Genomic DNA, 12438 nt, shown 5'->3' on the forward strand with positions numbered 1-12438 from the left:
CTGGCCCATTCGTTAGCCTGTCGCACACCGGAATCGCGTCCCATGTCCCTTTCGCCTGCCGTCGCGGCTGTCGTTCAGCCCTTTCCCCGCCACCTGGCCATCCTGCTGATGCTCGGGTTGGCCACCCTGTTCGCCGCCAACCACGTGGCCGCCCGGCTGGCCTTCGACGAGGGCACCGGGCTACTGGTGGCGATCCTGGCGCGCTCCAGCGTGGCGCTGGTGGTACTGGTGGGGCTGGTACTGATCAAGCGGCGGCGGATCGCGCTGCCCCCGGGCACCCGTCGCTGGCAACTGGCGGTGGGGGCGCTGGTGGCGATACAGAGTCTCTGTCTCTACTCGGCGGTGGCGCGTATTCCGGTGGTGGTGGCGCTGCTGTTGATGAACACCTTTCCCCTCCAGTTGGCGCTGCTCACCTGGGCGCTGGGGGGACCGAGGCCCACCGCCCGGGCGGTGGTGATCATGGCGATCATCCTGGTGGGACTGGTCGTGGTGCTCGACATCCCGACCTGGCTCGCCTCACCGGAGGCCATGGGGCCCGACTGGGCGGTGGGGGTCGGCTTCGGCTTGGTCGCTGCCACGGCCTTCGCCTGTGCGCTGTGGATCACCCAGCACCGCCTGGCCGCGGTGAGCAACTCGGTGCGCAGCCTGCTGACCATGACCATCGTGTTCGGCATCATGGTGCTGGCCGGGGTCAGCGGGCTGGTGCCGGGCGGCCTGGCCCTGCCGGCCAGCACCACCGGCTGGGCGGGACTGCTTTCCCTGGCCCTGCTCTACGGCGTGGGTTTCGCGATCCTGTTCGTCTCGCTGCCCCGGCTGGACATGGCACGCAACGCCCCGGTGATGAACGTGGAGCCGGTCGCTTCACTGGTGCTGGGTTACCTGGTGCTGGGCCAGATGCTTTCCGCCGGCCAACTGGTCGGTGGGGCCATCGTGCTCGGCGGCATCCTGCTGCTGAGCTTTTCGCGACGCGGGTGAGGCGAGGGGTTGCACACGGATATGCGCTGTACCAGAATGGCTGTTGCGTATGGAAACGCTGTTTCTTAATTTGAGGTGCTCCATGAAGACACTTGCCATTTCCTCTGTCTCCGCTCTGCTGGCCGCGGGGGCCTTGTCCACGACCGCCCAGGCCCAACAGCCCATGAGCATTCAGCCCTACATCGGTGGTGATGCCATGTTCTGGGAGTTGAATCCCGATGGTGGGCCCTCGGCCGAAAGCACCGGGCTTCGCCTGCGCGGCGGTGTCCAGTTCAACGACTATTTCGCCGTCGAGGGCCACCTGGGGACCGGCGGTTCCGACACCAACCGCGGGGTGGAGTTCGAACTCGATCATGTGGTCGGTGCCTATGCCAAGGGCATCCTGCCACTCGGCGATCAGTTTCGGCTCTACGGGTTGGCGGGCGTCAGCGAAATGGAGGGCTCGTTCACCGTCGGCCCGTTCGAAGGCAGTGAGCGTGAGACCGACTTCTCCTACGGTGCCGGCGCCGAGTTCGACCTGACGCCCAACCTGGCGGTCGGTGCCGACTACATGCGCTACCTGGACCAGGACGACAGTACCTTCGACGCCGCCAGCGTCGGCCTGACCTACCGCTTCTAAGCGCACCGGCTGCCGGGACCCGAGCACCCCGTGGATTAACGCCGCGGGGCGCTTTGCGTGGCCGGTCGCTGAATCAGGAGCCCGCGAATTTCAAGGGGCTATGAAGAACCTCGGCATGGCAGACCCGGGACGGACCGGCACGCTGGGCGCGACGATCGCCTTGGACAAGACCGCTGCATATTGCCTATACCATAAACGCGAGGCAGGGGGCCGGCACGTTTCACCGTTCTGGAAGCCGGCCAAGAATCTGGCGAGGGTTTCGAGTGGCCGACATCAAGGCGTGAGCCTTGCCGCCATGTACGGTGGCCGAGTCGCTCGCTGCGAAAGGAGTTCGACATGGCGACGACCGCTTCCGGTGACCATGAGGAGGCTGCCCAGAAGGATCGCATCAATCCCACCGTCTTCTACGGCTCGGCGACCGGCATCTTGATCTTCGCCCTCTGGACGATGATTTTCACCGAACAGGCGAGCGGCGTCATCTTCGCCGTGCTGGGCTGGATCTCCGACACCTTCGGCTGGTTCTACTTCCTGGCGGTGGTGTTCTACTTGGTATTCGTCATTGCCATCGGCCTGTCGCGTTTCGGCAAGTTGAGGCTGGGGCCCGCCCACTCCAAGCCGGACTTCAACGTGGTGACCTGGGCGGCCATGCTGTTCTCCGCCGGTATCGGCATCGACCTGCTGTTCTTCTGCATCGCCGAACCGGTCTCCCAGTTCCTGGCGCCGCCCGAGGGGGATCCGGGCACGGTGGCGGCGGCGCGTCATGCCATGGAGCTGACCTTCCTGCACTGGGGGCTATCCGGCTGGGGCATCTACACCCTGGTAGGAATGTCGCTGGCCTTCTTCAGCTATCGCCATGGGCTGCCGCTGACGATTCGCTCGGCCCTCTACCCGGTGTTCGGCCGGCGCATCGAGGGGGGGATCGGCCACACCGTGGATATCGCGGCGGTGCTGGGCACCGTCTTCGGTATTGCCACCAGTCTGGGCATCGGCATCATCCAGTTGAACTTCGGCCTCAACTACATGTTCGACGTCCCCGAAAGCACCCTCACCCAGGCGGCCCTGGCGGTGTTGATCGTGGTGTTCTCGGCGATCTCGGCGGTCACCGGGGTCGACAAGGGGATCCGCCGGCTCTCCGAATTCAACATGCTGCTGGCGTTGATCCTGATGCTGTTCGTGCTCTTCACCGGCCAGACAGTGTTCCTGCTCAATGCCCTGGTGATGAACGTCGGCGACTACCTGTCGAACTTCATCAGCCTGTCGTTCCACACCTACGCCTTCGAGCCGCCCTCCGACTGGCTCAATGCCTGGACGGTGTTCTTCTGGGCCTGGTGGATTGCCTGGGGCCCCTTCGTCGGACTCTTCCTGGCGCGGATCTCCCGGGGACGCACCGTCCGAGAGTTCGTCGCCGGTACCCTGATCCTGCCGCTGACCTTCATGATGGCGTGGATGTCGATCATGGGGAACAGCGCCATCGATATGGTCATGAATGGCACCGGGGTGATGGAGTTCGGGGAACAGGCCATGAACAATCCGGGCTCGGCCATCTACCTCTTCCTGCAGGGCATGCCCTGGGTGGGCTTGACCACCGTGGTGGTGACCGTGCTGGCTATCGTGTTCTTCGTCACCTCGGGGGACTCCGGCTCGCTGGTACTCTCCAACCTCACCTCGGTGCTCACCGACCCCAACCATGACGCCCCCTCCTGGATGCGTATCCTGTGGGCCGCCATCATCGGCATGTTGACCCTGGCCCTGCTGATGGCCGGCGGCCTGGAAGCGCTGCAGGGCGCCGTGGTGATCATGGGACTCCCCTTCGCGCTGGTGCTCTTCCTGATGATGCTGGGGTTGTTCAAGGCGTTGAAGGTCGAGGGCATGAAGGAGGACAGCCTGCGCCACAGCATGGCCGGCCACCTCTCGGCCAGGACCACCCCCGGCGAGGGGCGTGGCTGGCACCAGCGGCTGCTCCGTGCGGTGAGTTTCCCCAACCACCAGCAGGCACGCCGCTTCCTTGCCGAAGTCGGTCGCCCGGCCATGGAGCAGATCCGCGAGGTACTCGGCGAGCAGGGCTTCCGCGTAGAACTCGCCGAGGGCAGTGGCGAGGAGGAGTACCTGGCGCTCAACGTCGACCTGGGGGGGGAGCAGGACTTCACCTACCAGATCTGGCCGCGTCGGGCGTCGATGCCGGCCTTTTCCATCCGCGATACCCATGCGGGCTCGAACTACTACCGGCTCGAGGTGCACATTCTCGAGGGTGGGCAGGGCTACGACGTCTATGGCTACAGCGTCGAGCAGCTGATTGCCGACATCCTCGACCAGTACGAGCAACACCTGCAGTTCCTGTACACCCAGCGTGAGCTTCCGGGCGCCAACACGTCGATGCCGGGCGATCCCGTCAAGATGGGCCGGTAACGGCAGGAAAGGGCGAGGAGATTCCCATGGCCACCTCCTGCGACTTCGAGGTCGACTACGTCATCGTCGGTGCCGGTTCCGCCGGGTCGGTACTCGCCCACCGGCTGAGCGCCTACTCCGAGCACCAGGTACTGGTGCTGGAGTTCGGCGGCAAGGACAACTCCCTCTTCATCCAGATGCCGACGGCCTTCTCGATTCCCATGAACAAGCCGCGCTTCGACTGGGGGCTGTATACCGAGCCGGAGCCGGGGCTGAAGGGGCGCCGGCTGCACCAGGCGCGCGGCAAGGTCATCGGCGGCTCCTCGTCGATCAACGGCATGGCCTACGTGCGGGGCAGTGCCGGCGACTACGGCGAGTGGGTCGAGCACGGTGCCGAGGGTTGGGGCTACGCCGAGGTACTGCCCTACTTCCGGCGCGCCGAGGACTGCCTCTACGGCGAGGACGACTACCGCGGAAGCGGTGGCCCCCTGGGCGTGTGCAACGGCAACAACATGCAGAACCCGCTCTACCGCGCCTTCATCGAGGCGGGGCGCCAGGCCGGCTACGGCGAGAGCCAGGACTACAACGGCTTCCGCCAGGAGGGTTTCTGTCGCATGGACATGACGGTACGCGGCGGGGTGCGCTGCTCCACTGCCAACGCCTACCTGAAGCCGGCGCTGGGGCGTGACAACCTGCGCCTGGAGATGCATGCGCTGACCACCCGGGTGCTGATGGATGGCCGCCAGGCGGTGGGCGTGGAGTATCGCCGGAAGGGGCGTGTCCAGCGCGTGCGGGCCCGCCGCGAGGTGATCCTCTCCGCCAGTGCCTTCAACTCCCCGAAGCTGCTGATGCTATCGGGGATCGGCCCGGCCGACCACCTGCGTGAACACGGCATCGAGGTGGTACACGACCTGCCCGGGGTGGGCGAGAACCTCCAGGACCACCTGGAAGTCTGGGTCCAGCACCGCTGCTTGCGGAAGATCACCCTGAACGGCTGGCTGAACCCCGTTGGCCAGGCGCTGATCGGCGCCCGTTGGCTGCTCTTCAAGAAGGGACTGGGAGCCACCAACCACTTCGAGTCCAACGGCTACATCCGCAGCCGTGCCGGGCTTCAGTATCCCGACCTGCAGTACCACTTCCTGCCCGGGGCCATCGCCTACGACGGCTCGAGCGCCGCCGAGGGTCACGGCTTCCAGGTGCATCTGGGCGCCAACAAGCCGCTGAGCCGGGGCTGGGTCCGGCTGGCGTCGTCCGACCCGGAGGCCGCCCCGACGCTGGTGTTCAACTACCTGCAGGAGGAGGCGGACCGCCAGGCCTATCGCGATGGGCTGCGCCTGACGCGAGAGATCTTCGCCCAACCGGCCTTCGATCCCTACCGCGGCGAGGAGCTTACGCCTGGGCCGCATGTGCAGAGCGATGCGGAGATCGACGACTGGGTGGCGGGCAGTGCCGAGACCGCTTACCACCCCTGCGGCACCTGCAAGATGGGTACCGACGCCATGGCCGTGGTCGACCCGCACTGCCGGGTACACGGTATCGACAACCTGCGGGTAGTGGACTCCTCGATCATGCCCACGGTCACCAACGGCAACATCAACGCACCGACCATCATGATCGCCGAGAAGGCCGCCGACATGATCCTCGGCCGGCCCCCGCTGCCGCCATCGGAGGCCGCCGTATTCGCTCCCGACGACTGGCAGCAGTCACAACGGGAAGGAGGGCCGGAGCGGCAGGCCTGACGGTGCTTCCGGGCCGATTGGCTGCTCGGTCGTCAGATCAGGCAGGAACACCGGCCAGCGGCGACTTCCGACCGAGACGAACACGCCGGCCCTGGGGCCGGCGTGACATCGCGGGTAGGAAGCGGGGTGCCTACACCTCCTGATACAGCTCGCTGCCCTTGTTGCGGAACTTCTCCGCCTGCTCCTCCATGCCCTTCATGACGGCTTCCTGGTCGCCGTCGAGGCCATGCTCGCTGGCATAGTCGCGCACCTCCTGGCTGATCTTCATGGAGCAGAACTTGGGCCCGCACATCGAGCAGAAGTGGGCCACCTTGGCCGAGTCCTTGGGCAGGGTCTCGTCGTGGTACTCGCGGGCCGTGTCCGGGTCGAGGCCGAGGTTGAACTGGTCCTCCCAGCGGAACTCGAAGCGCGCCTTGGACAGCGCATTGTCGCGACGCTGGGCGGCCGGGTGGCCCTTGGCGAGGTCGGCGGCGTGGGCGGCGATCTTGTAGGTGATGATGCCGGTCTTGACGTCGTCCTTGTTGGGCAGGCCGAGGTGCTCCTTGGGGGTCACGTAGCAGAGCATGGCGCAGCCGAACCAGCCGATCATCGCCGCGCCGATGCCCGAGGTGATGTGGTCGTAGCCCGGCGCGATGTCGGTGACCAGCGGCCCCAGCGTATAGAAGGGCGCCTCGTCGCAGTACTCGAGCTGCTTGTCCATGTTCTCCTTGACCAGGTGCATGGGCACGTGGCCGGGGCCTTCGATCATCACCTGCACGTCGTGCTTCCAGGCGATGTGGGTCAGCTCGCCGAGGGTCTTGAGCTCGGCCATCTGGGCCTCGTCGTTGGCGTCGGCCACCGAGCCGGGACGCAGGCCGTCACCGAGCGAGAAGGCGACATCGTACTGCTTGCAGATCTCGCAGATCTCCTCGAAGTGGGTGTAGAGGAAGCTCTCCCGGTGGTGGAACAGGCACCACTTGGCCATGATCGAGCCGCCCCGCGAGACGATGCCGGTCACGCGCTTGGCGGTCAGCGGCACATAGCGCAGCAGCACCCCGGCGTGGATGGTGAAGTAGTCCACGCCCTGCTCGGCCTGCTCGATCAGGGTGTCGCGGAATACCTCCCAGGTGAGGTCCTCGGCCACCCCATTGACCTTCTCCAGCGCCTGGTAGATGGGCACGGTACCGATCGGCACCGGCGCGTTGCGGATGATCCACTCGCGGGTCTCGTGGATGTTCTGGCCGGTGGAGAGGTCCATGATGGTGTCGGCGCCCCAGCGGATGCCCCAGGTCATCTTGTCGACCTCTTCCTCGATGGAGGAGGTCACCGCCGAGTTGCCCAGGTTGCCGTTGATCTTCACCAGGAAGTTGCGGCCGATGATCATCGGCTCGGACTCGGGGTGGTTGATGTTGTTGGGGATGATGGCGCGGCCCGCCGCCACTTCCTGGCGCACGAACTCCGGGGTGATCTCCTCGGGCAGCCGCGCACCGAAGCCCTGGCCCGGATGCTGGTTGCCGAGGATGCGCTCGACTTCCTCGGTGCCCAGGGCTTGGCGCCGCTGGTTCTCGCGAATGGCGATGAATTCCATCTCCGGGGTGATGATGCCCTGGCGCGCATAGTGCAGCTGGGTGACGTTTCTGCCGGCCTTGGCCCGCCGTGGGGTACGGGTCAGGTCGAAGCGCAGCTGGGCGAGCATGGGGTCGTTGGCACGGCGCTGCCCGTATTCGCTGGTTGGCCCGTCGAGGAACTCGGTGTCGTCGCGCTCCTCGATCCAGGCACGACGCAGCTCGGGCAGTCCCTGGCGCAGGTCGATCTCGGCCGTGGGATCGGTGTAGGGGCCCGAGGTGTCGTAGACCAGCAGCGGCGGGTTCTCCTCGTCGGCCCCGGAGGTCCTGGTCGGCGACAGCGAGATCTCGCGGAAGGGCACGCGGATGTCCGGGCGGGAGCCCTCGACGTAGCGCTTGCGCGAGCCGGGCAACGGCTGGACGGCGGCGGCGTCGACGCGGGCGGTCTCGGCGAGGAAGTGCTGGGTCTTGCTCATCGGTTGTTCTCCCTATGGGGTGTCACGTCTGGGGGTGTTGTCAGGGAGGACAGGTGGGAAGTGACAGGGGCAGGGTGTCCGGTCTTGCCGAGCCTGCATGTCGCTTGATCCCTACGCTGGTCCTAGCCAGTTCAGGTTCAACGGGATCCATGCTCGGGCGCGTGCGCCGCATGATCTCAGCCGTCTTCAACGGCACCCCGTCAAGCGTGGTGGTCGATTGCTTGGCAAGCCTCATCTTGCCTGCCGCGTCCGGCCTGACCAGGGCCAGCGCGGGTCTGTCGATGGAGCCAGGCGGTCAGTCGGTGCGGTCCAGCCCCATCTGCCAGAAGTCGATCTCGAGTCGCGTGGCGTCGCGGAATACCCCCGACAGCTCCTGGAAGCGCGCCGGGGTGACGTCGGCCAGGCGCGCATCGAGCCACTCCAGCTCGGCGCGCATGGCGCCCTGGAAGTCGTCGCCCTCGTACATGGCGATCCAGGTGTCATAGGGATTGGCCTCGCCGCGGACGGTGAAGGCCTGGGCGTTCAGCCAGTTGGCGATCTCGCCGTAGCCGATCAGGCAGGGCGCCAAGGCCACGTGCAGGTCGAGCAGGTCGCCCCGGTTGCCGGTATCCAGCACATAGCGGGTATAGGCGAGGGTGGCCTTGGCTTCGGGCAGCCGGGCCAGGTCGGCCTCGTCGATGCCCCAGTCGCGGCAGTAGCCCACGTGCAGGCCGAGTTCCACGTCGACGATCGCCTTGAGCCCCTCATGGGCCTGGCGCAGGTCGGCCAGGGTGCGGCTCTTGTAGGCGGCCAGGGCATAGGCCCGGGCGAAGTGGATCAGGAACAGGTAGTCCTGCTGCAGGTAGTGGCGAAAGGCACCCTGCGCGAGCGAGCCGGCGCCGAGCTGGCGCACGAAGTCGTGCTCGACATAGCGGCGCCAGTCGTCCTGGCAGGCGGCGGTCAGATCGTCGAAGCGGTAACCCATCTTGCCTCCGGTCGAAGCGGCGATCCGGAGCGCGGGCGAGGTGAAGGAGGAGGGCCGGGAAGGTGCTGCGTGGCTGGCCCACCGCCTGATTCCCTACGCCGGCGTTAACCGGATCAGGTTCCACGGGACCAGCGCTGGTGGTGGCCTCGCGGCCGACCTGCGCCATCTCAGCCGGATTCACCGGCACCCCGTCAAGCGTCGAGGGCCAGTCTAGCAGGCTGGCCGTGACTTGCCAGCCCATCTATTGCCGCAGCGCCTTCCGTGCGAAGCTCGGCTCCCCCCTCGTCGCCGATGTCGGCCCTTTGTCGCTATGCTGACCGGCAGCGGGGCCATTCTCTCGAACCTAGCCCACGACGAGGCGCCCGGGCGGCATTAGCTCATGCAATGATCGCGAGCTCGACGCCATGAGCGTGGCCCTGCACGAGCCCTATCTCGCCTGGACCAGTTATGAGGACACGCCCTGATGGAGGAGACCTCGATGCCCGACCTCACCCTGATCGTCGCCGGCGACCCCGGCCAGCTCACCGGGGGGTATGTCTATGACGCGTGCATGGTCGCGGAGCTGCGCCGCCGCGGATGGCGGGTCGCGGTGACGGGACTCGACGGCCGTTTCCCGGACCCCGACGCCACGGCCCGGCGGAGCCTGGACACGACCCTGGCGGCGTTGCCCGAAGGGGCCCGGGTGGTGATCGACGGCCTGGCCATGGGCGGGCTGCCCGAGGTGGTCGAGCGGCATGCCGCTCGCCTGGCGATCACCGCCCTCGTTCACCATCCCCTGGCCGACGAGACCGGGATCGACGAGGAGAGTCAACGGCGCCTGTTCGCGAGCGAGGCCCGCGCCCTGGCCGCGATCCGCCGGGTGATCGTCACCAGCCCTTACACCGCCCGGGGCCTGTCGCGTTTCCGCGTGCCCGAGGCCAGCATCCGGGTGGTCGAGCCGGGGGTCGAGCGGGCGGCCCTGGCTGCCAGCGCGCTGGATCTCGAGGACAACGAACGCTCCCATCGCCTGCTCTGCGTGGCCAGCCTGACGCCGCGCAAGGGCCATGAGCTGCTGGTCGAGGCGCTGGCCGGGCTCGCCGACCGCGACTGGGTGGGCGAGGCGATCGGCAGCCACGACCGGGACCCGGCGCATGCCGCCCGCCTCGTCGCCGCGACCCGTCGCCACGGCCTGGCCGAGCGTCTGCACTGGCCGGGCGAACGGGACGCCGCCGGCCTGGCCGAGGCCTACCATCACGCGGACCTGTTCGTGTTGCCCTCGCATTACGAGGGCTACGGCATGGTGGTCACCGAGGCCCTGGCCCGGGGGCTGCCGGTGATCACCACCACCGGCGGGGCGCTCGCCGACACCCTGCCGCCGGCGGCGGGCATCACCGTGCCGCCCGGCGATGCCCTGGCGCTGCGCGGGGCCCTGGCGCGCTGGTTCGACGATGCCGAGCTGCGCCGTCGGCTACGCCGCGGCGCCCGTCGGGCCCGTGAGGGGCTGGCGGACTGGCAGCAGGCCGGCGAACGTTTCGCGGTCGCCCTGGATCTCCCGGCGTCCGCTTCGCTGGCGCCCGGAGACCGAGGGTCATGAACCGGCCCCGAGGTCGCTCAGCCGCGGGTGCGACCGGTGTCCATCGCCTGGGTCTCGCGCAGGATGCGGGCGATGCGCTTGCCGTAATGGGCCACCAGACGGCCGCCCAGTTCGGCGGTGCCCAGCCGGGCATTGCCCACCACCCCCTCGGGGTGCAGGTCCTCGGCCAGCCAGGCGAAGGCGGCCTCGCCCTCCGGGGCCAGCAGCAGTCCCTGCTCCTCCATCGCTTCCCCGCAGGAATGGGGATGGTCCAGCTGGTCGAGGCGTACCTTGTGCGGGGCCAGGTGACGCATCATGGCGGTCTCCACGGCGCCGCCGTGCAGCCCATGGCGCCGCTCCTCGGACGGCAGGCCGCCGGCGGGAAGGGTGCCGGGCGGCGGCATGCGGGTGTAGTTGACCTTGACCACCATCATGCCGTGATGGCGGCGCAGCCGGAGGCCGGCGAGGTCCATCACCGCCTGGTTGCCGCCATGGCTGTTGATCAACACCATCCGGTGCAGGCCGGCGCGGGCCACGGCGTCGCCATGGGCCTCGAGGGTGGCGATGGCCAGCTCCGGCGAGAGGCTCAGGGTGCCGGGAAAGCTCAGGTGCTCGTCACTGGCGCCCACCATCATGGGCGGCAGGATCACCAGCGGGAAGCGCACGGGAAGGTGAGTCAGCGCCTCCTCGAGCAGTCCCTGGCCGATGTCCAGGTCGGTGGAGAGCGGCAGATGGGCGCCGTGCTGCTCGATGGCGCCGAGCACCATCACCGCCACGGCACTGCTCTGCAGGTACTCCATCTCGCGACTGGTGAGGTCCAGCCAGCGGGCCCATCGTGTCTGATCGGGGGAGGGGGCGTCGCTCATGAGGTCTCCTTGATGCCGTGTCGGTCATCGGTCAGTCGCGCGTAGGGGGCGCCGGCGATGGCGTTGAATCGATGATCGCCCAGCTCGACCAATCGCGCCACACAGGCATCGGCCACCGCCAGTGCCGCCTCGCCGGGGCATGCCGAGCAGGGCAAGGGCGTGACGGCATGGGCATGAAATGGTCTCCGGCCTTTCGGACACAGTGTCGTCGCAGAGTGGCGATCCTGCACGCTGGCGATGGCCGTCAAGAGGAGGTTCGCCCGTGTTCACGCCCGTGATCCTGGCCGGAGGTGGCAGAGGATCTTGGGCCATGATGGAGTGCCTCACGTCCGTCTCACCATGGAAGGATGGCGGCATGACTTTGTGTACATAAACTAGACATCAATGTACGCTTGGGCTTTCCCCCGTACTTCCCCTGCATTCCCACCCCACAGAGACCGTCTCGATGCAACCCGCCGATAACCACAACGCCAAATGGAAAGGCTCCCGCGACGCCTGGCTCGATGCGGCCTTCGAGCTGCTGCTCGATTCCGGCGTGGATAGCGTACGGATCCTGCCGCTGGCCAAGCGGCTCAACCTCTCGCGGACCAGCTTCTACTGGTTCTTCAAGGACCGCGAGGCGCTGCTGGACGCCTTGATCGAGCGCTGGCGCGAGAAGAATACCCAGGGCCTGGTGAGGCAGACCGAGGCCTATGCCGAGAGCATCATCGAAGCGATTCTCAACGTCTTCGACTGCTGGCTCGATCCCGGGCTGTTCGATTCGCAGCTGGAATTTGCGATGCGCAGCTGGGCGCTGCAGTCGGACGACGTGGCCCGGGGGATCGATGCCGCCGACGAAGCGCGCATCGAGGCGCTGACGCAGATGTTCGTGCGACACGGATACGAAGCGCTGGCGGCCAACGTGCGGGGGCGCACCATCTACCTCACCCAGATCGGCTATATCTCGATGAAGACCCAGGAAGCGCTCGAGGTTCGCATGCGGCGCATCCCCGCCTATGTCGAGATATTCACCGGGCAGACGCCGCAGCCGCGAGAGCTGCAACGCTTCCACGCCCGGCATGGTTATGTGCCGGAGGGAGGCGCTCAGGGCTGACATGGCGGCATGCCGTTGCGCTTGGGTCTGCGCCAGGCGCGGCCGGGCCTGGCGCAGTTGCTGGGGGGCCATGCTTGGGTATGCCGTATGGCATCGGCATGCTCGGGGAGGTTACAGCTTGCTCTCCAGCTCCGGCAGCGCCTCGAACAGATCCGCCACTAACCCGTAATCGGCGACCTGGAAGATCGGCGCCTCCTCGTCCTTGTTGATGGCCACGATCACCCT

At 67.2% G+C, this 12438-nt stretch carries 10 protein-coding genes, 1 pseudogene and 2 riboswitches; of the genes and pseudogenes, 6 read left to right on the forward strand and 5 right to left on the reverse strand.

Annotation, left to right across the window (positions count from 1 at the left end; genetic code table 11):
* The first annotated feature begins 42 nt into the window (after nt 1-42).
* The 4 genes from QLQ85_RS03505 to betA all read left to right on the forward strand — a co-directional run bounded on the left by QLQ85_RS03505 (nt 43) and on the right by betA (nt 5718).
* Nucleotides 43-975: an EamA family transporter gene (locus tag QLQ85_RS03505; protein WP_282737728.1), complete on the forward strand. Its 933-nt coding sequence runs from the start codon at nt 43-45 to the stop codon at nt 973-975.
* A gap of 82 nt (nt 976-1057) precedes the next feature.
* On the forward strand, nt 1058-1594 hold the full coding sequence (locus tag QLQ85_RS03510) for a porin family protein (protein WP_282737729.1): 537 nt from the start codon (nt 1058-1060) through the stop codon (nt 1592-1594).
* A 336-nt stretch (nt 1595-1930) separates the two neighbouring features.
* A complete protein-coding gene (betT, locus tag QLQ85_RS03515; RefSeq protein ID WP_282737730.1) occupies nt 1931-4000 on the forward strand; it encodes a choline BCCT transporter BetT in 2070 nt (689 codons plus the stop codon).
* 26 nt (nt 4001-4026) lie between these two features.
* A complete protein-coding gene (gene betA / locus QLQ85_RS03520; RefSeq protein ID WP_282737731.1) occupies nt 4027-5718 on the forward strand; it encodes a choline dehydrogenase in 1692 nt (563 codons plus the stop codon).
* A gap of 130 nt (nt 5719-5848) precedes the next feature.
* Here the strand turns inward: betA and thiC are convergent, their stop codons facing one another.
* Together thiC and tenA are read right to left on the reverse strand one after the other, a co-directional pair.
* Complete coding sequence (thiC, locus tag QLQ85_RS03525; protein WP_282737732.1) at nt 5849-7738, reverse strand: phosphomethylpyrimidine synthase ThiC; 1890 nt, start codon at nt 7736-7738, stop codon at nt 5849-5851.
* Nucleotides 7739-7829: 91 nt separating this feature from the next.
* Nucleotides 7830-7948, reverse strand: a riboswitch (TPP riboswitch).
* Between the two features lie 85 nt (nt 7949-8033).
* Nucleotides 8034-8702: a thiaminase II gene (gene tenA, locus QLQ85_RS03530; RefSeq protein WP_282737733.1), complete on the reverse strand. Its 669-nt coding sequence runs from the start codon at nt 8700-8702 to the stop codon at nt 8034-8036.
* 72 nt (nt 8703-8774) lie between these two features.
* A riboswitch (TPP riboswitch) is annotated at nt 8775-8903 on the reverse strand.
* Nucleotides 8904-9180: 277 nt separating this feature from the next.
* Between tenA and QLQ85_RS03535 the strand changes: the two genes are divergently transcribed.
* Complete coding sequence (locus QLQ85_RS03535; protein ID WP_282737734.1) at nt 9181-10275, forward strand: glycosyltransferase family 4 protein; 1095 nt, start codon at nt 9181-9183, stop codon at nt 10273-10275.
* A gap of 17 nt (nt 10276-10292) precedes the next feature.
* On the opposite strand, the gene QLQ85_RS03540 is transcribed toward QLQ85_RS03535, so the two are convergent.
* Both QLQ85_RS03540 and QLQ85_RS03545 read right to left on the reverse strand, forming a co-directional pair.
* A complete protein-coding gene (locus tag QLQ85_RS03540; RefSeq protein WP_282737735.1) occupies nt 10293-11120 on the reverse strand; it encodes a creatininase family protein in 828 nt (275 codons plus the stop codon).
* A complete protein-coding gene (locus QLQ85_RS03545) occupies nt 11117-11275 on the reverse strand; it encodes a hypothetical protein (RefSeq protein WP_282737736.1) in 159 nt (52 codons plus the stop codon). Before QLQ85_RS03545 ends, QLQ85_RS03540 begins: the two co-directional genes overlap by 4 nt.
* 290 nt (nt 11276-11565) lie before the next feature.
* Here QLQ85_RS03545 and QLQ85_RS03550 point away from each other — a divergent pair, with 290 nt between their 5' ends.
* On the forward strand, nt 11566-12213 hold the full coding sequence (locus QLQ85_RS03550) for a TetR/AcrR family transcriptional regulator (RefSeq protein ID WP_282737737.1): 648 nt from the start codon (nt 11566-11568) through the stop codon (nt 12211-12213).
* Between the two features lie 111 nt (nt 12214-12324).
* On the opposite strand, the pseudogene QLQ85_RS03555 reads toward QLQ85_RS03550, so the two are convergent.
* Nucleotides 12325-12438, reverse strand: a pseudogene (locus QLQ85_RS03555) (electron transfer flavoprotein subunit alpha/FixB family protein); the annotation flags it as partial.

The organism is Halomonas kalidii (genome assembly GCF_030010475.1).
Taxonomy (GTDB): Bacteria; Pseudomonadota; Gammaproteobacteria; order Pseudomonadales; family Halomonadaceae; genus Halomonas; species Halomonas heilongjiangensis.

Coding starts and splice junctions, on each gene's coding strand:
- QLQ85_RS03505 (WP_282737728.1), top strand. CDS start 43: ATGTCCCTTTCGCCTGCCGTCGCGGCTGTCGTTCAGCCCTTTCCCCGC.
- QLQ85_RS03510 (WP_282737729.1), top strand. CDS start 1,058: ATGAAGACACTTGCCATTTCCTCTGTCTCCGCTCTGCTGGCCGCGGGG.
- betT (WP_282737730.1), top strand. CDS start 1,931: ATGGCGACGACCGCTTCCGGTGACCATGAGGAGGCTGCCCAGAAGGAT.
- betA (WP_282737731.1), top strand. CDS start 4,027: ATGGCCACCTCCTGCGACTTCGAGGTCGACTACGTCATCGTCGGTGCC.
- thiC (WP_282737732.1), bottom strand. CDS start 7,738: ATGAGCAAGACCCAGCACTTCCTCGCCGAGACCGCCCGCGTCGACGCC.
- tenA (WP_282737733.1), bottom strand. CDS start 8,702: ATGGGTTACCGCTTCGACGATCTGACCGCCGCCTGCCAGGACGACTGG.
- QLQ85_RS03535 (WP_282737734.1), top strand. CDS start 9,181: ATGCCCGACCTCACCCTGATCGTCGCCGGCGACCCCGGCCAGCTCACC.
- QLQ85_RS03540 (WP_282737735.1), bottom strand. CDS start 11,120: ATGAGCGACGCCCCCTCCCCCGATCAGACACGATGGGCCCGCTGGCTG.
- QLQ85_RS03550 (WP_282737737.1), top strand. CDS start 11,566: ATGCAACCCGCCGATAACCACAACGCCAAATGGAAAGGCTCCCGCGAC.